19 protein-coding genes are annotated in these 21,081 nt (G+C 62.5%); 3 read left to right on the forward strand and 16 right to left on the reverse strand.

The features are described from left to right. Positions 1-47: 47 nt before the first annotated feature. From MU551_RS01360 to MU551_RS01425, 14 genes are all read right to left on the reverse strand, one after another. Complete coding sequence (locus MU551_RS01360; protein ID WP_247040337.1) at positions 48-1,814, reverse strand: AAA family ATPase; 1,767 nt, start codon at positions 1,812-1,814, stop codon at positions 48-50. A 156-nt stretch (positions 1,815-1,970) separates the two neighbouring features. Next, positions 1,971-2,237, reverse strand: coding sequence for a hypothetical protein (locus MU551_RS01365; protein ID WP_247040338.1), 267 nt, complete (start codon positions 2,235-2,237; stop codon positions 1,971-1,973). A gap of 17 nt (positions 2,238-2,254) precedes the next feature. Continuing rightward, positions 2,255-2,944, reverse strand: a complete 690-nt coding sequence (locus MU551_RS01370) for a hypothetical protein (protein ID WP_247040339.1) — start codon at positions 2,942-2,944, stop codon at positions 2,255-2,257. A gap of 102 nt (positions 2,945-3,046) precedes the next feature. After that, positions 3,047-3,583 carry a hypothetical protein gene (locus MU551_RS01375; RefSeq protein WP_157242214.1) on the reverse strand — a complete coding sequence of 179 codons (537 nt, stop codon included), beginning with the start codon at positions 3,581-3,583 and terminating at the stop codon, positions 3,047-3,049. A 145-nt stretch (positions 3,584-3,728) separates the two neighbouring features. Beyond that, positions 3,729-6,002 (reverse strand): relaxase MobL, encoded by a 2,274-nt coding sequence (mobL, locus tag MU551_RS01380; RefSeq protein ID WP_247040340.1) that lies wholly within the window; start codon positions 6,000-6,002, stop codon positions 3,729-3,731. A 96-nt stretch (positions 6,003-6,098) separates the two neighbouring features. Beyond that, complete coding sequence (locus MU551_RS01385; protein ID WP_247040341.1) at positions 6,099-7,124, reverse strand: hypothetical protein; 1,026 nt, start codon at positions 7,122-7,124, stop codon at positions 6,099-6,101. After that, positions 7,124-7,639, reverse strand: coding sequence for a hypothetical protein (locus MU551_RS01390; protein WP_247040342.1), 516 nt, complete (start codon positions 7,637-7,639; stop codon positions 7,124-7,126). The genes MU551_RS01385 and MU551_RS01390 overlap by 1 nt, the downstream gene beginning before the upstream one ends. A 54-nt stretch (positions 7,640-7,693) precedes the next feature. Next, positions 7,694-8,431 (reverse strand): hypothetical protein, encoded by a 738-nt coding sequence (locus tag MU551_RS01395; RefSeq protein WP_247040343.1) that lies wholly within the window; start codon positions 8,429-8,431, stop codon positions 7,694-7,696. Continuing rightward, positions 8,428-9,234, reverse strand: coding sequence for a hypothetical protein (locus MU551_RS01400; RefSeq protein ID WP_247040344.1), 807 nt, complete (start codon positions 9,232-9,234; stop codon positions 8,428-8,430). The genes MU551_RS01395 and MU551_RS01400 overlap by 4 nt, the downstream gene beginning before the upstream one ends. A 75-nt stretch (positions 9,235-9,309) precedes the next feature. Further along, on the reverse strand, positions 9,310-10,017 hold the full coding sequence (locus MU551_RS01405) for a hypothetical protein (protein WP_247040345.1): 708 nt from the start codon (positions 10,015-10,017) through the stop codon (positions 9,310-9,312). Between the two features lie 17 nt (positions 10,018-10,034). Beyond that, positions 10,035-11,018: a hypothetical protein gene (locus tag MU551_RS01410; RefSeq protein ID WP_247040346.1), complete on the reverse strand. Its 984-nt coding sequence runs from the start codon at positions 11,016-11,018 to the stop codon at positions 10,035-10,037. 180 nt (positions 11,019-11,198) lie between these two features. Further along, positions 11,199-13,715, reverse strand: coding sequence for a phage tail tip lysozyme (locus MU551_RS01415; protein WP_247040347.1), 2,517 nt, complete (start codon positions 13,713-13,715; stop codon positions 11,199-11,201). A gap of 58 nt (positions 13,716-13,773) precedes the next feature. Then, the gene (locus tag MU551_RS01420; RefSeq protein WP_247040348.1) at positions 13,774-15,081 is read right to left on the reverse strand and encodes a hypothetical protein; all 1,308 of its coding nucleotides are present in this window, start codon (positions 15,079-15,081) and stop codon (positions 13,774-13,776) included. A gap of 157 nt (positions 15,082-15,238) precedes the next feature. Then, a complete protein-coding gene (locus MU551_RS01425) occupies positions 15,239-15,625 on the reverse strand; it encodes a hypothetical protein (RefSeq protein ID WP_247040349.1) in 387 nt (128 codons plus the stop codon). A 457-nt stretch (positions 15,626-16,082) separates the two neighbouring features. Here MU551_RS01425 and MU551_RS01430 point away from each other — a divergent pair, with 457 nt between their 5' ends. Further along, a complete protein-coding gene (locus MU551_RS01430; RefSeq protein WP_247040350.1) occupies positions 16,083-16,550 on the forward strand; it encodes a helix-turn-helix domain-containing protein in 468 nt (155 codons plus the stop codon). Here MU551_RS01430 and MU551_RS01435 read toward each other — a convergent pair. Beyond that, the gene (locus tag MU551_RS01435; protein ID WP_247040351.1) at positions 16,531-17,721 is read right to left on the reverse strand and encodes a site-specific integrase; all 1,191 of its coding nucleotides are present in this window, start codon (positions 17,719-17,721) and stop codon (positions 16,531-16,533) included. The genes MU551_RS01430 and MU551_RS01435 overlap by 20 nt on opposite strands. Before the next feature lie 217 nt (positions 17,722-17,938). Here MU551_RS01435 and MU551_RS01440 point away from each other — a divergent pair, with 217 nt between their 5' ends. Continuing rightward, a complete protein-coding gene (locus tag MU551_RS01440; protein ID WP_247040352.1) occupies positions 17,939-18,775 on the forward strand; it encodes a hypothetical protein in 837 nt (278 codons plus the stop codon). A 228-nt stretch (positions 18,776-19,003) separates the two neighbouring features. Further along, positions 19,004-20,155, forward strand: a complete 1,152-nt coding sequence (tcmP, locus tag MU551_RS01445; RefSeq protein WP_247040353.1) for a three-Cys-motif partner protein TcmP — start codon at positions 19,004-19,006, stop codon at positions 20,153-20,155. Here the strand turns inward: tcmP and MU551_RS01450 are convergent. Continuing rightward, positions 20,152-20,904, reverse strand: coding sequence for a DUF5131 family protein (locus MU551_RS01450; RefSeq protein WP_247040354.1), 753 nt, complete (start codon positions 20,902-20,904; stop codon positions 20,152-20,154). The two genes, tcmP and MU551_RS01450, sit on opposite strands and share 4 nt — an antisense overlap. Positions 20,905-21,081: the final 177 nt, after the last annotated feature.

Here is a 21,081-nt window from a genome sequence, read left to right on the forward strand (position 1 = left end):
GAATGATGAGTCGATAGAATCAAGACTCGTGTAAGAAAACCACCCGGTCAGCGCAATACACTGACCTCAATGTGGGCGTCCGAGGTAAGCATGTCCTTGTTGTCGCTGACCAATTCGCCGACCACGTCGATCCGGATCCTCCGCTCCGAGGGGTGCTCATTGATAAATGCCGCCACGCCTGTGGTGACTTCATCGGTCATTTTCGCCACCGCCGTACGCGCACCGCCGGCATTGGAGTCGGTATCGGCCTTGTCCTCGATCAGGTACTGAAGCACCCTTTCGTCGATGTCCACACGCACGTTGTGTTTGACCAGTACCTCCTGCACCATGGAGCGCAGCTTGTTGCGCACAATCTTTCGTAGCGTGTCCTCCGACAGCGGCTGGAAGGGAACAATGGCGTCGATGCGGCCCAGCAGTTCCGGAGGAAACCGATTGTCGGCCGAGGTCTCCGAGATCGAGCGCCGGATGAGCTTGTCGTATTTCAACAGCTGCTCGCCCGAGCCGGTGTCATCAGCGGCGTACCTCGCGATGGTCTCGTAGATCTCCGATCCGGCGTTCGTGGTGAGCACAATGTATGTATTCAGGAAGCTGACCTCGCGGTTGTTGTCATCAGAGAGCCGGCCGTCGTCGAGCACCTGGAGCAACAGGCGCGTGACCATCGCCGAGGCCTTCTCGATCTCGTCGAAGAGCAGCACGGCGTGGGAAAGATCCCAGACCCGCTTCGTCAGCTCAGAACGGAACAGATCCATAGAGGAATCCTGCGCAAACTCGGACATATCGAAGCGGATCAGGTGCCGCTGGTCGTCTCCGAAGAGCAGCCGTGCCAGCTGCTTGGTCAACTCGGTCTTACCCACGCCCGTAGACCCAGTCAGGAGCATGGAGGCTTCCGGGCGGCCCTTGTCGTTCAGATCGGCCACCGACAACTGCAGCCGTCGGGCGACCGCCCGCGTCGCCAGATCCTGGCTGTACACCCGGGCGTCCAACTGCGTCTTGATCTTTGCGCCGTCGACCTTGAAGGCTACGTTGACGCCCAGGGACTCCTGGAGCACGTCCGAGAGCAGGGCGCGGTCCATCGCCCGCCCAGTCAGACGGTGCCAGCCGACCATGCTGTCCAGTACGAGGATCGATTTGCGGGGCTGTGAGCTCGCCGGCATGTAGCGCTGTGTGTATTCGTAGATCTGACGGTAGATGTGATCGTCGTAGAACTGGTCAGCCACCTCGTAGCGCTCCGCCATGCCCTGAAGGATCTTGATCGTCGTCACCTGGTCCGGAGGCGTCAGGTTGATGCGCTGCAGGCGCTCGACCAGGGGCTGGTTCGGCGCGATGTGCTTGTGAAATTCGACGTACGTCGTCGCCGCGATGATCCGGATGCCGCGTGTACCCGAAGCGGCCAGCACCGGCTTGATCGCCTCCACGGCTGCGGTGGAGAGTTGGATGATCTGGTGGAATTCGTCGATGAAGAGCACCAGCTCCTGCTTCTCGTCCTTGACGAAGCGCTCGGCCTCGTCGAAGAATCCCTTGAGCATCGAGGCCATGAGATCACCGTCGCCCGCCTCGGAAACCATTCGGGCCGGATCGGCTTCAAGATATAGGCGCTCTGCGTCGGCCAGCATGGTCGCCTGGACCAGTGCCGTCTTACCCGTACCGGCCTCCGCCAGCAGGAGTGCATTGTTCAGCTCCGGACGGCTCATGGACGCCATCAGCTGCATCACCTCATGCTCCCGGCCGACAATCTCTCGCTCGGCCTTCTTCAGGGGATCCGACAGCTTGGACAGGAGGGGGTAGCTGTCATTCAGACTGGCATCGTTGAACATGCTGTGGAAGACCTCTCGACAAGACTCTGATTCACCTGATAGATCAGTCGAAAGTCTATCATGAATGGCATTCGATAGATGATGGATAGAACATGGAGAGGCCCCCGGACTTGTATCCGGAGGCCTCCTCAATGCCCAGTGCCCTGGCCGATTCCGTCACTGACCCTGTTCGGGCCCGTCGTCCTGCCGCTCCCCGGACTGCTCGAACCGGTAGTCGTAGCGTTCACTGAGCGGCCGATTGGACTCTCTGGCCTGCTGTGCCACCCGCCGTCGCTCCTCCCGCAGCGACTCATCCATCCGGTCAATCAGCGCCCGCCCGGCGGCAGCCCACCGGTCCTGCCCCTCGTCAGGGGCCGTGATCTCATCCAGTCCCAGGTCCAGAAGGCTGGTACCGTTCATCGGGTTGCTGTCATTCGCCGCCATGTCACCCTCCTCTTTGCTCAGTCATGCTGCTGCTCGACGCCGCGGCTCTGGTCCTGCCCCTCAAACTGGTAGTCGTACCTCTCGCTCAACGGCTGCCTGGTCCGCTCCGGGGGACTCTTCGGGACCTCGGGTGCCCTGCCAACCACCGCCCCCAAGCGCCCGACGAGATCCGTTCCCACCGGGGTGCCCTTTGTCTCCTGGTCATGTCCCTGCTGCGTGAGTTGATCGTTGCGGCTGGCTATTTCTGTGCGCAAACCCCGGGCCATGCCCACGGCTGCACCCTTGGCTGCGCTGGCCACAACGCCCTTGGTGTTGGATCCGCCCTGCTTGGCGCGGACTGCCTCCGCGCCCGCGTCCCGCATTACCCCGACGCCAACGCGTTTGACTCCGCTCTTGAAGTCCTCGGACTGCACAACCTGACCGACCTTCTCCTTGAGCCTCCGGCCCGCCGGCAGCCTCTTGGGCTGCACTGAACTCCCGGGCCCTGGAACGTCGGCCGAGGTCACCATATCCGGGATCCCGGGGACCTTGGGGCTGACCTTGCGATCGCGCACTACGGGGTTGAACCGCGAGCCTGGCTGGCCGGGAGCGGGGGAGGAGGGGGCCGATCGCACAGGTCCTCTTGCCGCGGCCAGACCCGCCTGTGAGCTCACGCCTGGTCGGGAGGGTGTGATACCTCCGGTGCGCTGCGGTGTGTCATTTGCCATGTTCTTTCACTCCTTTCAATTGGTCCCGGGATGCAAAAGAGGGCTGCGTTCCATTACTGGAACGCAGCCCTCTTGTCAGTCCCGCGGACGGCCCTCGCCGGCTCAGCCGACGGCGGGCTCCTCGACTTCAACGGCCTGTTCGACCGACTGTTCAGGGGCCGCGGTCTGCGCTTCCTTGGTTGCCGACTGGGCATCCTTCGCCGCCTTCATCGAGGCGAACTGGGTGTCCAGAGTGTTGGCGTCGACCTTGAAGTCAGAGGCTTCGACGGACTTGGTGTTGACCACCAGACCGGTGCCGCGTGATGCTGGCATCACGTTGCCCTTGAAGCCGTAGAGGGTACCGACGGCATTGCCGTCCTTATCCTTGATCGGCTCCTTGTTCGGACCGGCGGCCTTGACGATTTCCTCCAGCTGGCCGACTGAGTACGGTGCGCTGTTGTTGAATCCCGGCTTGCCGTCGGGACGCTGGATGCGCTCCGACTTCAAGTGCAGGTTGCTCTGCTCGGGGCCGCGTGCGTCGCGGGCATCAACCTGGACGTCCGCGTAATGCGACTTGCCGTCCTTGGTCTTGCCGTTGTCGTAGACCTTCGCGATGAGGTTGACCCCGGTCATCGCGCCCTTGCCCTTGAGAAGTGCCATGATCTTGTCCTTTCGTCGTTCCGGCCACCAATTGGCGAACCGGCCATGATCATTCGCATCGTCCTGGCAAGACCTGTGGGTACCTGCCGAACTGATCTATACACTAATACGGTATAGAGCATTCTGCAACCATTCGAATGGTGACTTACTCGTGTTGCATGTCCTCGGACAGGTCAATCTCTTCCGAGTCAGTGATACGAGCCGCATCAGGACTGGTCACTGCCGCGTCGATCCGCTCCTGGACGCGCACCACAAGCCCTGCGTCCAGAGAAGCTGTCCTCGACCTGCGCAGCCGCGCTACCTGCTCCCGTTCTTCGCGCAGCTCGGCGAGCCTCGAGCGCAACACCGGATTCCCGCTGCCGTGCTCGGGTGTCAGGCTCCGGGAAAGGCGGGTCATGGATGCGATGTCATCGACCGGAAGGTCAACAATTGCCTCGGACTGACCCGACTGGTCCAGGTACTCCATCGCTGCCAGCAGCAGCCTGCGGCGCTGCATGGCTGCGGCGGAAAAGTCCTGGCGTGCACGTTGACCAATTTCGACATCGGTGACGAAGTCATAGCCGAGATGGTGCAGGTCCAGAGCTTTGACCTCGTCGAAAGGGTGCGGAGTCCCCGGCTCTATGGAGAGCTCCGCGGTGACGCCGGACTCCTTGGCCTCTGCCTGACCTGCCGCACCTGCAACGAGCACCAGACCCGAGTCGGCGAGATCCGACCGAAGCTCATTGACCCGCTCGTTGTAGATCTCCTTCATCGCTGCGATCCGGCCATCAAGCACAACCCGGCCGGCCTTGCCCTCAGTCAAATGCCGGCCACCAGGTTGGTCATAAATTTCCCTGCCCAGGCGCTCGGCCTCCTCCGAATCCTTCATGCGCTGCAGCGAGGCATCCTGGCGGAGGGCCATGAGGGAGAGCAGGCGCTGGCCATAGTCGGCAACGTGCTGCTGCCGCTCGTACCACTGGCCGACGTCGCCGATAAACGGCAGGAAATGCTGGTACTTGCTCATCACCCGTCGGTGGTAGTCCTCCTCGAATCGGTAGAAGTCATAGAGCGGCCGTGAGTCTTCATCAGCCACATCGGCCTTCTCGGCCCGCTCCCACTGGCGGACCAGGTCGCGATAGACACCGGCTTTGGTCTTGTGGTGCTGCAGGCGGGAGGCGTAGCTGCGCAGCCGGAAGCCGAAGGTCACCAGATCGTCCTCGCCTCCATGCTCGTCCCCGGCCTGTTCCTGGCGTTCCGCGGCGAGCACTGCCATCTGTGCGTAATCCATACCCATGACCTCGAGCATCGGAGTGCGCACGCGCAATTCCTCCGGTGGCAGGGCGCGCAGCATCTGATAAACGCCGTTGACAGCCCGCTCGGTGATCCGATCCCTGCCCGCGTCGATCAAGCGCTGCCACTGATCCTTGGACAGACCTTCGGACCCGCGGCGCTGGTTGGCGTAGTCCACGACTTTCTCCATCGCCTCCGGCAGCGGCGACCCTGGACGTTCCAGCTGCTCGGCAACCAGCTCGGAGACGAGTTGGTTTGCCTTGCGCATGCGCAGATCATTGGAGCCGGCCCGCCACAACGAACGATCAGCCGGCAGACAGGCCAGCAGAAACTGGGGGAGCGACTCAGCCCGCATGCGGTCGTGCGCCCACCGCTTGATATACGTGGTGACGTTCCTGCGTTCGTAGCCCACAGCGCTGGAGAGGTGGGCCACCGCTTGCTTCTCGTCAAGCCAGCCGTCCATACCGCGGCGCAGCCTCGACTTATGCCGGTCCAACAGCTTGCCGCGCTGCGTGCCGTCCTTGGCCAGGTTTCCGTGCCCGGCATCGACCATGGCGAGATGACAGTGCACGTGCTCGGTGTCGACCTGGATCACGCCCACATAGCGCAGGTCATCAAATCCGCTGGTGCCCGAGCTCATCCGCTCCAAACCGTGCATGATCGCCATGCGCAACTTCATCTGATCGATATGGCCCCGGTAGTCCCCGCGGCCCTCGCAGTGAAAGTCCTCGCTGACGATCCCTCGTCTCTTCAAATAATCCTCGTCAAAGGAAAGCACCGTCTTGAGGACGGTCTTGCCGCTCTCGAAATGCCGCTGAATGTCCTTGGACGCCGCACGCAGTTGTTCATCCGAGAGTGAAACGGAGCCATAGCCGAACGCGACACCCCCGTCACCCTGTGCCTGGCGCATCGCCGTCTTAGTGTCGAGCCGACTGGTCCCCGCACGCTCGACGGCGCTCTCGCGCGCCATATAGCGCAGGATGAAGTCATCGGTGCGCAGCCGCTGGATCGGTGCGAGCGACTCAGTGGCCTGCTCGCGGGCCATGTACCGGGTGACATAGTCGCCGGGTGTCCCACCCCGGGAGCCCTTACCGCCCGGCAGCGGTACCGAATACTCGTTGACCAGAACGATGTCCTGTTTCAGTCCCATAGCACCTCGCATCCTTCATCTCGGGAACCGAAGGCCCCGGCTGCTGTTATCCAGCGGCCGGGGCCTTCGCATGCTCTTCTCTGCCCGCCAGATCCCTCAGGACCCGAGGTCGTGCCCGCGGTCCTGGCCGAAGTCGAGATCGGCCGCGCGCTGCTTGGCCTCGCGCTTGCGTTCATCAAGCGTGGTCCCGGTCTTGACCTGTTCCTCGGTTTCAAGACCGAAATCGAGATCACTGCCGCGCTCTGTCTCAATGCCCGTCCGGTCCTGATCGCCGTCGGTGGCATCCGGCGCATCAACCTCGTCCGCACGCAGTACCTGGGCCACACGCTCGTGGTACAAGTTCTCCGGGGTACCTTCGGTGAGCTTGAGCTCGTCCTGGAACTGCTCGCGCTCAGCAGCAATCTCGGCCTCGAGCTCCTGCAGCCTTGTGTTCACGCCATCGGCCGCAGTCTTCTCCGGACTCTCGGGTCCGGCCTGACGTTCTGCCTGCTCGACCAGATCCAGCTCGTCCTCTGTGAACAGCGAATTGATCGCGTCCGAGCGGGCCCGCAGGCCCCGCTCGTCAACTACGGCCTCAGCCTTACCCTTGCCGTCCTTCGAGTGGTCAGCGAAGTAGTCGCTGAGGTCGTAGCCGGAAGACTCCAAGTCGATCTCAAGATCGGCGATGCGGTGCACGTTCATGAAGACCACGGGGGCATCGGCCTGGTGCTCAGACGGAGTAAGTACAAGAGCGTCCACCGTGGCGGGCAGCTCCCACTCGATTCCCGTGAGCTGCTCCGGCACTACGAAGGAAGAGCTGAAGTAGCCCTTGGCGGCCAGCGCGACCAACTGTGTGTCGTCGAACTCGTAGAAGGCATCAACCTTCTCACCTTGGCCGTGGGAGTACGTCACCTGGGTGATCCCATACGGCAGGGACACTGCGGGGGTGATCGAACGCAGTTCGCCGATGACGTGCAGATACGGGCGGTGGTTCTCATCCTTGCCTTTGTGCTTGAGCTCAACGGAGTCGACCAGGACGCCAATCTCCGCTTCCAGCCCGTCGTAGCGGTGGGCTTCGACGCCTCGCTCCCGCAAGGCCCGGTCGGCCCACACATCGTTCATCATCAATCCAGCGGTGCGCATCAGTTGCTCCTCTTTCGGTTGGCGTTCTTGTTCTGGGAATTGGTGCGGGGAGTCGTTACCAGGGCGTCACCGGCCCGTGCGTCGCGAATGCTCTGGATCCGGCGGCTGGCCCAACGCCACATGGCGCGCATTACCGCGATCTCAGCGGCTGCCAGGACCAGAACCAGGAACAGCAGCGGAGCGATCCACATCGCGATGGTCCCGGACATGGTCAGATCGCCGTACACGTCACCGGACTGCTGGTGCAGCCACGCACCGAGCATCGGAATGAGAGCAATCGCAGTGCTGAGCACCAACAGGTAGTCGGCGATGAGGACGACCAGGCGGAAGAACACCGTCCAGATCAAGACCGGAAATCCGGCTGAACTCTTCTCCGGGGTCAGGCCGCGCAGCACGCCGGCCAGCTTCGAGGGCTTGCGCTCCTTCGCCGCCTTCTTTGATGCGGGTGTGGCCACCTCGCGGACGTCCTCCGCCTCGGTCGTACCATTCTTCTTGTCCAGGGTCTGGGTCGTCATGTTCTCGTCCTTCGTCATTGTCGTCGTGCGTATCGTGTTCATGGGTCGCGCCTGTCAGCCGTTTTCAGTAGGCTCGGCGCTCGGAATCTTGGTCGGGACTGCCGTCGCCTTGGCAACGGGCTCTTGCGCAACAAGCAGATCGCGTGTCCGGCTGGAGGCGCGATACGCCTCGAAAGCGGACACTGAGCCGTCCTGACGGGTGCTAAAGGTAAAAAACACATACTCTCGCTTGGCTGTGCTCTCACCGTCTGCCCGGACGGGATCGAACCGGGCCACTCCCGCGTAGGAATAGTCCAGGCCCCGCACTTCTGTCACATCGATGTCGAGCGTGACCAGCCGGTAGGTCGTTCCTGAGCCGTGGCCCGATCCGGTGGCCGCCATCCACTCGGGGATGAACTCGGTAAGAACGCGCGAGGTCGGGCCCAAAAACTCGTATCGGGCGTCGAGGAAAGCCTGTGTCCCTGCCAGATCTCTGGTCGATGATGAAGGGCTGATGAGGCCCAAGAGCACCGAGCGCGCAAAGGCACGATCCCGGTCTGCCCGTTCGGCGTCCAACCCCGGCAGATCCGCAAGCAACTGGGCGTGCGTGGCGTCCAGTGCTTTTTCAGCCGTCTCCAAATCACCTTGGAGTCCGACGATGAGCTGGTCTGCCTTGGTCTCGGCGTCAGCGGATCCGTTGCCCAGCAACGCTGATCCCAGCGGGATAAGTGACAGTGCCAACAGGGTCCCGGTGCTGCAGACGAGTACCTTCCCGGCCCGCTGACGCACCCAGTCCTTCGCCTCTTCGATCACTGTGTCTTCACCTCCTGCCGCAGGGCCTCACCCGTGGTCGTCGTGCCGGTCTCCACGTTCGAGAACGTCTTGCGGGTCATGTCATAGTCGGCGTGTGCCCATGCCAGCACCGTCGGAGTGCGACCCGCGGCAGGCCGGGTTTCGACGGCCAGCCATGTGACCCGGATGGTGCTGTCCTCATTCAGCGAGTAGGGACGCTGCGCAACCCACTTGAATCCGGAGTCAAAGCTCATGGGGAGCCCGTTACCCGCAGGTACCTCCTTGTCGCTTGCCAGCAGGTACCACGGCTCCAGGGCCGGCTGCCCGACTTCGGGGGAGAAATACGGGGTCAGGTTCCGTCGCGTCGACTCTGACGCCGATGCTTCAAGCGTCCCGCCTTTGGCTGCCACCAAGGGCGTCAGATGTCGGTAGTCGTTCTGCAGTTGGGCAATCTGCACGGCTGAGGACTGCGCCGTCACCAGAGCCCGGTCGGCGTCTTCAGCCTTGGGAAGGGCATCGGCCTTCGTTTCAGCGACTCTGATCTGGTCGCGCAGTTCCATGACTTCCCGGGCGGTGGAGCCGCTCACTGCGGAACCGCCACCGGAGAGCCCTGCACCGAGTACGAAGCACAGTACGGCTGCTGCACCCATGCACACGCCGCCGATGGCCGCACGCCGACTCATCAGCGCGCCATCGGCCTCCACGTGCTCTGCCACACCTGCGCCGTTCGACGTCGGCTCAGCCGTGGGGGAGGTCACGAAGCGTGTCCTGCGCGCAGGGCTCTCAACCTGCTCGCCTGACTTGCCGATCTCTGTCTTTGCCATTGACCCCTCAACTCACTGTTCCACTCGGATACCAGTAAAACTCTATCAAGAATACGAGTCGATAGGGAGTCGGAATCACCCCGAATGGCGAGTCGATCCGATGGCCGGAACGCCGGAGAGGTTCGACACCGTGCCCTCAGCGTCGACGGCGAGAAAGAGCAACATCCTCCGCTGTGTCGAAACCGAGCCCGGATTAGCGTTGTTTCGGATCACCGCGTCAGAAGTGATTGAGACGTCGACCATCACTGCATAGGTGTATTGATCGGCATTGACCTTCACGACCTCTATGTCAGGATCGAGAGCGACGGAGGAGTTCATCCCCTGCGTGTCGATGTAGTAGTAGCGCTTGCCCGAGTCGTCCTCATTGAACCTCGACGGAGGCATGAACTGCTGCAGGAACGGCTGGTCCTCGGAGAGGTTGTGACGTTCCTTCAGGTCTGCCCGGGCCGACTCATAGGACTGACCCGAGTCCCAGGTGAAGGCCGTACGCACCAAACGATCGATGACTGGCCTGTCCTTGTCGATCCGCCCCTGACTTACGCCCAGCGCCTCAAGTACGTTCTGCTCCACCTGCTCCGACTTCGCCAGTTCCGCGCTCTTCAGCTGACCCTCCAACCCGCCGATCCGCTGTCCCTGAGCATCCAGTACCGCCTGCTGGGATCCCCAGGTCATCCCAGTCACAACTGAGGCAGTTGCCAGGATTGCCGCGACCGCCAACACCAGGGCGTTGCGCCTTGCGAACCCGGGCCGTGCCGATGTGGTCTCGTCGCACTCGGCGCTCATAATCTGTTCCTGCACCATCAGCCTTCTCCGTTCTCGTCCGTCGTTCCGGTTGCCGGCCCGCTGATCTCCGGCACCTTCGGCGCGTTCGGTTCCTGACCCGCGCCCTGCTGGTGCTCGTGCCCGGCAGCGGTCACCACGACGTCCAGGTCCTTGAAGGTGCCATGCCCGCCGTTCGGGGTGTAGCTCGCGTTCGCCCAGGCCAGGACCCGGTCGGTTCCAACCTCACGGCACAGCCAGACCACCTGCGCTGTACGCGCCACACCCGCGGCGTCCCGCGCGTCCAAGTCAGGCATCACGGTCTCGACGGTCCACGTATAGGCGTCGGGGGGTGAGGCTTTCGTGCCGTCATAACGCACGTACCAGGCAAAGCGCGGATCGATCTGCGTACTCGGGTCGAACGGGGTTATCGATGACGGAGAATAGGCCTCCTTTTCATTGGCCAGGTAGGTGCGGTCGTCGAACAACGGGGCAACAACCCTGCGGTGCTCTACGATCTGCAGCATCGCCGTATTAGGAGTGCCGTTGCCTGCACTTGGCTCGGTGCTTGCTCTGTTATGAAGCTCTGAGAAGACCTGCTGCGCATCCGCCACCTTTCCGGCGTCTCTTGCGGCGGTCTCCGCCAGGCGGGTCATCTTCCCCGACAGGTCCGGGTCCACCGGGACGACCTGTGCTTTCTGCATCTCAGACTCCAGCTGAGCGATCCGACCGTCATTCCGGGCCTGCGAGGCCTCGAAGCCCTGTCCCGTCAGTGCGCTGACTACGGCCAACGCCAGGATCCCCACCCCCATTGCCACGCTCAATCCGCGGCGCATCCGTCGTGCATCGTCCTCAGGGGTACGTGCGTCCTGCTTCCCGCGCCGCTCGTCGCGCCAGTGCTCGAAGCGGGCCTCCAGCTCGACTCCGCTGAACGTCCTGCGCGTAGCAGGAGCCTTGGGCTTCGTCGGTGCGTCCTCAGCAGCGTCCTCCTGAGCCCTGTCGTGCGTCTCGTCGGCACTCGTCACCTTGCCCGTCCCTTCACTCGATTTGTCCTCACATACGACTCCAAGTCTATCTCTAACGGGAGTCGAGTCATGACTCTGTCATCATTCAAAAGGTTGAGTGAGTGGCCCGGGCAAGACGAAGCCGGAGCCCGGATCACCGGGCACCGGCTTCGTCTTTTCTCTCTTCTGATCCTTCCGGCCCTACGCGGCGACCTCCGACGCCGGCAGGGGGCCAGTCTCGCTGATCAGATCAGCGACATCGACGAATACCCAGCCCTCGGCCTTCATTCGTGCCGCGCTGTCCACGCGCACACGACCCATATGCGCGCAGTAACCGGCTTCGCCAATGATGACCTGGTCACCGTTGACGCCCAGCACCACCAGTGTGTGACCGGCGGAGCCGGTGCCAGGTCCCGAGCCGACGGAGTAAGCCGTCGGCGTGTCCGAAACCTGCTTGCCTGTCATTGACGCGATCGAGTGCGCAGTCTGGATCCCGTCGCCTGCGGGGTACTGCTGGAACGAGGTGTACTTGTTCACGAAGTAGACCGAGAACGACACGCAGTTCATCGCATGGTTATCACCACACGATCCCGGGCCACCGCCGTTGCCGTACCTCTCGTCAAGGAACTTGTCGCCTTCCTGGTTGTACAGCTCGATCAGCTGCTGCGCCTGCTCCTCGTTCATACCGCCGTCGACCAGGTCGCCGCCGGCTACGGTCTCGTTGTTCTCGCAGTTGCCGAGGATCGTATTGACGCCTCCACCGATGGTGGCGATGATGCCGCCCACAATGTCCTCGACGCCGCCGACGATCGAACCATCGACCTCCCAACCGCTCATCTTGCCGTACCACATTTCGGCATCCACGACACGCTCGGCCATCATCGAAGCGTTGTCCGCAGAACGTTCCCACTTGTCATGGAAGTGCCGGGCCGCAGCCCCGGGTGAGCCCAGCGAAGTCTCGATCATGCCCTTGAATACATCCACGTCACCGGGATTGTCGCCCTCGACCATGAACGCCAGCTGTGCCTCGATCGTGTACCAGTCCAGACCCTTGGACTGCGCGTAGTTCAGGAGCATCGGGGTACGGCCGTTCGACCACTGGCCCAGGCCGATGCCGCCGTGCGACTGGCCGGGAATGTGGGTGAACTCGTTGTCCCAGGCTTCCTGCTTGCGCTGGCCGATCCGGTAGGGCTCGTTGTAGATACCCTCGACGCTGGTCGGGTCGATGCCCGACTCCTGCGACCAGTTGCCCAGGATGCCTGCGATGTTCTCGTCGGACATGCCCCAGCTCTTCAATACCGAGTACACGGCCTTGGCATTCGCCTCAGTGCTGGCCGGGACTTCCGCGCCAGGACCGTTGTTGCCGACTCTCACGACACAGCTTGCCGAACCGCGGTCGCTGCTGCCGTCGAGGCCGGCTTGGTCGAGAATGCCAGTGACCACCGTGCTCAGCACGGCCACCGCAGTGATAGACGCGATGATGCCGGAGGTAGCGGTAGCCACGGGCGCGACCGTTGCCGTGACCGCCACCCCAAACACAGCACCCGCACCTTTGGCCGCGAGCCCTCCGATTGCCACGAACGGTGCTGCGATCGCCTTGCCCATGACCTTGGCGACGCCGACGATGAAGCCCCATACGAGATTGGCCGCGTTCGCGGCCATCGCCATCATCGCGAAGAACATGGTCTTCAGCCACTTCAACAGGGCCATGAGCATGACCAGGCCCATGGCCGGGGGAGCGGCTGCTGCAGCGCCACCGATAGCGACACCCTTGGCGGTCTTGGAGACCAGCTCCCCGTCCTTCTTGGCGGCCCGTTCGTAGCCCGTTCCGCCAGCGCCGAGTCGCTTGTCGGCAGGCTCTGCGTCAGGCCCTCCACCGGTGATTTTGGACGCACCATCGACGACGTCCTTGCCACCCTCCATACCAACGTTCTTGGCTGCGCCGATGGCAGCCCCGGGCAGAGCTCCGATACCTCCTGCCGCGGCTCCGGCCTGTGCACCGGCCACCGCACCCGAGGCAGCAGCCCCTGCGTAACGGCCTGCATTACTTCGGGCCTTACTGTCGCCCTTTCCCTCGATCGCCTTTTGGGCTGCTCCTCCTGCAGCGTTCGCAGCGACACCATCCAAGCTCTTGCCCGCCTTCTTGGCGGTGTCCATCGCACCCTTGGCCTGCCCGGCCTTGTCCGCTGCCTCGCTCGCCTTGCCAGCAGTATCCGCTGTGCTCCCCGCGGCCTGCGCGGCCGTCGAAGTCTTTGAGGAGGAACCGGTGCCGCTCGTCGAGCCGTCCTGGTGTGTTGTCGAACCTGTCCGGTTGCTGCTCGCCGGTCCGGATCCCGGACCAGCAGGACCAGTTCCCCCAGCTGCGCCCGCTGCTCCGGGAAGGGACTTGGTCCCGCGCGCCCCGGGCGTGCCCTGGTTACCGCCTTCAGGACCGTACGCGCCGTTTTTCGCATCTCTGGTCGCCCCGGCCCCAACCTTCTTCGGCCCGGCTGCAGCTGCACCAGGGGCTCCTGTGCGAGTGCCGGGAACGGCTCCTGAGGCTGCAGCCCCGGCAGAGCCGCCTGCGTTGCTGCGGCCCTGGCTCTGACCCCCACGCCGTGCGCGCTGAGCATCATTCCCCGCAGTTTTCCCGACCTTGTGTCCGGCTCCCTGACTCTGGTCGGGCGACCCTCCGGGCCGAGTCGAGGCATCCGGCTTCTCAGGCTTGTCAGTGGCCATTAGTTGTCCTTTCCGGCTCGATGCCTGGAGGTCGTTTTGTGTGGGATCCGGAAGGCGCTCAGTAGAGCGTCTTCAGAAAGTCCTTGGACTCGTTGACAGTGCTGTTGGACTGCACGTCGCGCAGCTGCACGTCCAGCCGCAAAAGGTCGAGCAGGAGCGTCGACTGGTACTCGGACTTGCTCTTGCCGTAGTCCTGGTACGCCTGCGACAGGTTGTTCATCACATTCGTCAGAGGCCGCATCGTGACATCTGAAGACTGGTAGTCGTTTTTGAGGTCGGAACCATCCGAGAGGATCCACTTCATACTGGAGATCTGCTGGCTCGTGGCGTCCGAGCCTTCCTGGCGCTTGGCTGCCAGGAATTCGACGTATCCCTCGCCCGAGGGCACCAACACATCGAGGTAACCGTCGTAGACGTTGCCCGCGCGCCAGTTGAGATCAAAACCGCCAGGGACCGTGTGATCGGTCTCCAAAGCCAGCGTTGAAACGCCGTTCTCCGCCTCGGCGGCCGAGGCTCCGCTGATCTCGTCACCGGTGACGGTTGTCGGTACCGACGGCGGACGCAGGAACAAACCGTCAACCTTGGTCGTCTGCAGGTCCGAGGTGTAGGACTGGATCTGCGCCAAATTCGTGCGCATCGCCAGTAACTTCTGATCCAGCTTCTCTCGGGTCTTGGCCTCCTCGGCCTTGAGAACCACGTCGTAGTAAGCCCGGGCGGGGTCGAAGTTCATAGCTTCGAGGGCCGGGATCTTCTCCGCTCCGTCCGCGCCGGGATTGAAGAAGACACGCCACTGGTCATACTTGGAGAAGCTCGAGTCACGCGCGGCCTCGTCAGTGTTTCCGGTGGCTTGCTGACGCTCGTCGTAGGAAAGCTCGGCGTTCGCCCGGATCGTCAGGTTGAGCACCTGCCTGTCGAAGGGTTCGTCCGCCTCGAGCAGCACTCCGACGTAGCCGGTCGAACCGAAGACGTGGAAGGTGCCCCGGATTCCGCCGGTCTTCACGGTCTTGGTACTGAGATCGGTGTCGGAACCCAGCAGGAAGGCCTGATAGTCTGCCGCGTTGTATGAGATCGACGCCTTGGTCCCGAAGTGCATCATGACCAGCGCCCTGTCGCCGGCCTTGTTGGTGTAAATGCCGTCGACGTCGCCCTTGAGCTGCGTCTTCGAACTCGTGAACTCGGTGTTGTAAAGCGCCGTGTGGGACAGTGTGTCACTGCCTGCCTTGATGGCCGCTGCTCCCGACCCGGCGATCACGATCGTGCCCATGAGCGCGAAAATGCCGAAGAACACCCCGAAACGCTCGATCGCGTGATGCGAATCGAGCTTGAACTTCTTGCCAAAGGCCTTCGCCTTGTCTTTGATCCCCATAATCCCTTGCCTGCCTGTCCTCGCTCTTATTGCCGCCTGTGCCGTGGTCCAGTCCCGGAAACGACGAACCGGGCCGGCGGAGGCATCACACCTCTACCGGCCCGGTTCGACGACGCCTTGTAATTCCGGTCGTGTGCGTGGCCTCTGTCGGCGACGCCTACCAGCCGGAAGTAATGTCAAAGACTCCGTTGAAGGACTGGACGATTGCAGTGCCGCCGCCGAGGTCTTCAATGGTTTGCTGTCCGCCGGAGCCGATCGTCGAGACCAGCGACCAGCCGCCGGTGCCGAATGCGCCGCCGACCAGGATGAGCAGGGCGATCGTGCCCCAGCCCTGCTGCTGGCCTGCGGTCTGCGGGTTGGCCATCAGTTTCTTGATCAGGAGCACGCCGCCCCAGACCAGACCGACAGCACCCAGCAGCATGAGCACCAGACCGCCCCAGAGCTGGATCTGCGTCTTGGTGTTTTCCAGGAAGCTGGTCAGGTCCCAGGCCGCGGTGGGCAGGCTCGCCTGCGTCAGGACTGCTGCCTCGTAGATCTTCGTCATGGTTCTTTCCTCTCGCCTTTCGTATGATTCGTGACATGACAGTGAGTCACAAGGCACCTAGCACCACTCTCGCATAGATAGAGCATACGGTGCCCTGTCATTGATGTCTCGTGATGCGACTCGACTCCCGACCAAGAGGGCCGGAGTGTTTGCAATCATGCGGCCAACCTCGCTTAGAGACTCGTATACGTGCACATCCTCAAGGTCTAATCTACATCATTCGACTGACCTATCGCATCATCACTCGACTAATCGATCCATAGGCAGTCGAATATCCTCGTAGATCAGGCGAAACGTACCCATGGAGCGGCGTGATGAAGTTCAGCTCAAAGACGTGTAGATTTCGCATGACGGCGCTTTCAACATGCTGCGCCGGCATGACCGCGTAGCCTTGTTATTCAGAAGTGCCACTGTCCCGTCCGACCGCCAAACCACCCCGACCAGGAGCCCCAGCCCCATGAATTCATTGCCCGGAGACCTCTTTGCACGCCGTCTGCGCCAAGAGAGAGAGCGCCTGGGCATCAGCCAGGCCGAATTGGCCCGAAGGATTGCAGAAATTCTTGGCACGAATGTGGACCCGTCGGCAGTGACGCGTATCGAGCAGCAAATCCGCGCTGTTCGGCTAGATGAAGCCGTCGCGGCCGCCAAGGCCCTCGATGTCCCACTGGCACTCCTGGTCGCCGACGACCATGAGGCCGAGTCCGAGGCTCAGCTGCAGCAGTACCTGGCGGACCTTGCTCTGGCCCAGCGTGAATGGGAGAAGAGCCGGCTGGAAGTCCTGCGTATCACCCGGGCAATCCAGGCGCTGGGTGGAAGCGCTGAGCTCCAGGCCCGGATCGACCCCAGACTCATGGACAGCATCGACGCCCGCGTCCCGCTTGAAGACGAGACCGAAGAACCAGGCCCTACAAGCCCAAGCGCGTAACACTGTTGCGAGCCGCGGGGTTGTACTCCCGATCGTAGATGTTTACCGTCTCGGCCCGCCTCCAGCGGCCGGCGCGCATGATCTCCTCAGTGGTCGCACCGTTTCGCCGGGCTTGGGTGACGTGCCCTGCCCTCAATGAGTGGAAGCCGTACGCCGACGGATCCATACCTGCCTCGGCCATTCGAACAAGCAGCATCGAATGCAGAGCATCACCGCTGACGCTCACCTTATGGATCCGCGCGTCGTACCTGTTGCGGTAGGTCGCCCGCATCAGAGGTGTCACAGACGCCAGGTCCGCGCTGCTGATGAGTCCGTATCCTCCTTCGGAGCCGCACACATGATCGTCCAGCTGGTAGGCGAACAACTGACGCATGGTCCTGCGCCGGCGCTGTGAGGCGTCGGCCTCCTGGGCTATTCCGACCAGCGCGACCCAGCGATGTACCGCACACGGAGCACAGGTCATTGCCGTCGACCCGAAGGGGAGCACCACCACATCCGCCTCGGCGTTCTCCTGGTCTGCTTTTGATGCACCAACATGCACATGGATCCCGTCCTTGGGATGCAGTTCCAGGTCCTTCATCTGCAGGCCAGCTGCCTCGCTGCGCCTCAGGGCACCAGCGAAGCCCAGCCATAAAGCGACTGCGTCGCGTGCTGCAGACACGCCGTTCGGATATACGTCGTGGTCCATGGTTCCGATAATCCTGGTCACGTCGTCCAGCAGCAGGGGCCTTTTCCTCACCGGCCGCGTTGCCCTGAGCTTTGCCAGTCCGCGGACCAGATCACTGACGGCCTTGTGACCAGTCGGGTCGAGGTAGCCGTCTTTCACGTGACGATTCGCGACTCCCGCCAAATGCTGTCTGATGGTTGCCGTCGCAAACCGGGGCAAACCCCATTCGTCGGTCTGCGTGGACATCCAGGCGACATACCAGCGGACAGCCTCAGGGTGGGCTGGAAGCGCCTCAAGTGAATGCAAGTCGCAGAACCATGTGAACGACCTCCATGCCTTTTCGTATGCCCGCCGTGTATTCGCCGAAAGCGTGTGCTCCTCGAGACCGCGCGAGATTGCTTCGAGCTCTTCCAGCTCTTCATCGATCTCCGGATCCAGGATCAGTGGAGGCTCGGCAACCGCCGCCAGTTGGGATCGCCGCCCGTTTCCCGCTATCGCGCTCATGTCTCCAGTGTTGCCCACCGGCCCAGACACAAGTGCGACATTCGATCGCAGGTTCCTGATAATTGCTCTTATCGGGGCATGGAAGAGGACCACCCTCGCGTGACGCGATGACTGTCGAATCGGTCACATTGAGCACATCATCATGCGCTCGGATTCAGGTGGACACAGGAGCGGAAGATAGAGCTCGCGCCCAGCGCCCGGTGGGACAATCAGGAGAATGACGATTGCCCTGCCCGACCTTTGGACCGACTGGTGCTCCGTGGCGGGAAGGCCCGCCGAACGTGTCGACGATACAGTCCTCGCTCTGTTCTCCAGGCAAGCAAGACCCTCGCGCGCCGTGCTGGCCTCGCTGCGCCGAATGATCGATCCGGAGCCGACCGTCGCCCCTGCCTGGCCGCACGCCCACAAAGACGACCCCGGGTCACTTCACCGGCTCATGAAGCGCGCCACCATCCTGATACAGGACCCGGCGACCCACTGGGTCTTCCGCCTGCGGCTGCGGCGGATGCTCTTCGCCGCGGTGCTGATCGCGCTACCCGAACACGGAGGACTGGGCCTGAATCGGTCGGCCGCTCTAGGTCTTCGTTCCGAAGAGATGCAGCGGCTGCGCCCGCGCATCGGCGTCACCCCCGATCCGCAGTCCTGCCCCGCATGCGCCGCGTGGTCGTGGCTCGACGTCATCGGCACCAACAACGGATGGTCACACGAATCCGTCAAGGCACTGGGCCGCCGCCGCGACCAGAAGGACGACGAGCACCGTCATGTGCTTCCCGACGCGAGTCCCGACTGGCTCCTCTGCGTCGGTATGCTGCCGGCGATCGATCGGTGGGGCTACATCGACCCTTATTCCTCAATGCACCCCTCGTCACTCTCGGCGGTCATCCGCGCCATGGACGCACTGCTCGAGGGCCCCGTGCCTGTCCCAACCCCAGTGTTGGATCCCGAACCTCGTCCCGCCGCGCGCACGATCTCGCCGGAGGAAGAAGAGCGGATCCTCGCCAGGGCCGACGAGCTCACCGACCGTGTCGCCAAGATCCTCCGCGAGTACGGCTGACGCGGGAGCAACGCCTGCCCGAGCCCGCCGAGCTGCGTAGAACTCGTGGACCGACTCAGGAAGCGAATCAGGCTCCGAAAGGCCTCCACTCAGCTAGAGTCGCCGCATGGCGGTCGAGGGGCCTTCCTGTGCGCTGACATACTATCTCTATCATGGTGACGTTACTCCATTTACTGGATAACCATGGAGTCAAAGCTCGACGTTGCTAAGGAAGATCGGAGTTGGGGGATGGCAACTGGAACCGAGGCTGGACTGCTGGAGAGTCCGAAGCCGCAGTCGGTCTACAAGCACGGGATTCTTGAGCAGTACGTCATTAGGTTTGCAACGATGACGGCGAGCAAGCTGACGCCGAAGAGGGCGGTGCTGTTCGACGGCTTTGCTGGCAGGGGACGCTTTGACACCGGCGAGGCAGGATCCGCCGAGCGCATGATGCTCGCAGCCCAGAAGGCTAAGAACTCCACAAGGATCGACCTCTTCCTGGTCGAGAGGAACCGCGAGGACTTTGTGTCTCTCGATAAGGTGGCCGATGAGTACCGTAACCGTGGCATCCATGTTGACAGCCGGAACGGGGATTGCGGGCAGCACCTCGACGAGGTCAGGCAGCTCGCCGTAGGCGCGAGCCTGTTCGTTTTCCTTGACCCCTGCGGCGCGGGGCTGCCCATGGATTCGATCAAGAACGTCCTCCACAAGCGAGGTTCATGGCCTCGGACGGAGGTTCTGCTGAATTTCAACGCTGACCTCATTCGCCGTGCTGGCGGACAGTTGAAGAAGGGGCAACTCGACCTTGGAGGCGTCGCCAAAGCGGACTCAGTGTGCGGGGGCGAGTGGTGGCGTGACGTGGCATTGCAAGCGCACGCGGCTTCTGGCGGGACCTCCTGGGAGGCGGCCGCGGATGCTGTCGCACACGAGTACGCCCGACGACTCGCGGCCGGCACCAACTATGGCAGCGTCGTCGCGCCGGTGCGACGGCAGGTTCATCACCAGCCCGTGTACTACTTGATTTTCCTCACCCAGGCTCCGTATGGCTTCTGGGTGTTCGGGGTTGCTTCGGCAAAGGCACGGGAAAAATGGATCGACTGCCTCGGACCGGACCCCGACGAACGCGAGGGCATGCTCTGGGACACTGTCGCAGTTCAGTTCGAACGTGAACACGACTCGGCGATCAGACACATCACCGACAACCTGCGTTCTTTGGTGTCGGACGGTCGGCCGAAGGCGGTAGTCGAACACGTCCGGGAGGTCTATGGCGATCTCTACGGAGAGGCCAAGGAGACGGCCTTCTCGGCCGCACTTCGTGCGCTCGTGAAGTCAGGCGAGATCGAGTTCGCTACCAAAGGAGCCAAGCCCCACCAACACGTCATTCGCAAGGCCACCGGCTAGGCTGACGCTGCAGCGAGTTGCGGCATGTCATCCCAGGTGCGTCCTCCGAGTTCGCGTCCGTTGGCCTTTGGCGTCCGCCCGCCCCACTGCTTGAAGAAGAACGCCACATCGGCTTCAAGGCACTGGTCACGGATGTCTTCGGCCCAGGTCGGATCCATGGGTCGTGCGCGCGGACCGGACTCGCCACCGACGATCACCCAGTCGATGCTTTCAAGGTTCAGTGTCGGCAATGCTGTGATGAGCGGTTCGCAGGACAGGAATCGTGTTGCGGCTGGTACAGCTCGAAGGTAGTCAATGCGATCGACGACATCAAACGACTCCACCGAGACTCCCATCCACAGGTTGTCTGGCCAATCAAGCTTGTCTGCCACCCTCGCCATCCGATGAGCCCGCTTGGTCAACACCTGGTAGGTGTGCTGTGGTGTCTGGCGCATGACGTCAAAGATGTCGCGAATGAAGTCGAGCGGAACCTTGGCATGGAACAAGTCGCTCATCGAATTCACGAAGACAATTTTGGGTTTACGCCAGCTAAGGGGCTGCTTCAATGCTGCCGGGTGCGTCGTGACCCCGAATCCAGGACCGGAGGTCCGGGGGTCACCGTCGGTCTGGTACTTCTCCGCACCCATGGCCTTCAGACGCTTCGCGAGCGCCAGAGCGTAACAGTTGTCGCACCCTGCAGCGACCCGATCGCAACCTGTGACAGGGTTCCATGTCACCTCAGTCCACTCAATCCCACTGTTCGTCGACACAGTCTCACCCTTCTCATAACCACTGCGACTAGCAATGCGTTCCATGCAGTTGCTGATCGTCGCGCGAACCGCGGTTATCCGACCGGCGCATGGATCTAGATCTTGGCCCGATCATCTCACGGCACGAACGACGTATGGCTTTCCACCACGCCGCTACGAGGGGTGAGATGTACCGAT

The organism is Arthrobacter rhizosphaerae, assembly GCF_023062595.1.
GTDB classification, from domain to species: domain Bacteria; phylum Actinomycetota; class Actinomycetes; order Actinomycetales; family Micrococcaceae; genus Arthrobacter; species Arthrobacter rhizosphaerae.

Coding starts and splice junctions, on each gene's coding strand:
- MU551_RS01370 (WP_247040339.1), bottom strand. CDS start 2,944: ATGGCAAATGACACACCGCAGCGCACCGGAGGTATCACACCCTCCCGA.
- MU551_RS01405 (WP_247040345.1), bottom strand. CDS start 10,017: ATGAGCGCCGAGTGCGACGAGACCACATCGGCACGGCCCGGGTTCGCA.
- MU551_RS01425 (WP_247040349.1), bottom strand. CDS start 15,625: ATGACGAAGATCTACGAGGCAGCAGTCCTGACGCAGGCGAGCCTGCCC.
- MU551_RS01385 (WP_247040341.1), bottom strand. CDS start 7,124: ATGCGCACCGCTGGATTGATGATGAACGATGTGTGGGCCGACCGGGCC.
- MU551_RS01435 (WP_247040351.1), bottom strand. CDS start 17,721: ATGAGCGCGATAGCGGGAAACGGGCGGCGATCCCAACTGGCGGCGGTT.
- MU551_RS01375 (WP_157242214.1), bottom strand. CDS start 3,583: ATGGCACTTCTCAAGGGCAAGGGCGCGATGACCGGGGTCAACCTCATC.
- MU551_RS01360 (WP_247040337.1), bottom strand. CDS start 1,814: ATGTTCAACGATGCCAGTCTGAATGACAGCTACCCCCTCCTGTCCAAG.
- MU551_RS01420 (WP_247040348.1), bottom strand. CDS start 15,081: ATGGGGATCAAAGACAAGGCGAAGGCCTTTGGCAAGAAGTTCAAGCTC.
- tcmP (WP_247040353.1), top strand. CDS start 19,004: ATGGCAACTGGAACCGAGGCTGGACTGCTGGAGAGTCCGAAGCCGCAG.
- MU551_RS01415 (WP_247040347.1), bottom strand. CDS start 13,715: ATGGCCACTGACAAGCCTGAGAAGCCGGATGCCTCGACTCGGCCCGGA.
- mobL (WP_247040340.1), bottom strand. CDS start 6,002: ATGGGACTGAAACAGGACATCGTTCTGGTCAACGAGTATTCGGTACCG.
- MU551_RS01430 (WP_247040350.1), top strand. CDS start 16,083: ATGAATTCATTGCCCGGAGACCTCTTTGCACGCCGTCTGCGCCAAGAG.
- MU551_RS01390 (WP_247040342.1), bottom strand. CDS start 7,639: ATGACGACCCAGACCCTGGACAAGAAGAATGGTACGACCGAGGCGGAG.
- MU551_RS01440 (WP_247040352.1), top strand. CDS start 17,939: ATGACGATTGCCCTGCCCGACCTTTGGACCGACTGGTGCTCCGTGGCG.
- MU551_RS01365 (WP_247040338.1), bottom strand. CDS start 2,237: ATGGCGGCGAATGACAGCAACCCGATGAACGGTACCAGCCTTCTGGAC.
- MU551_RS01400 (WP_247040344.1), bottom strand. CDS start 9,234: ATGGCAAAGACAGAGATCGGCAAGTCAGGCGAGCAGGTTGAGAGCCCT.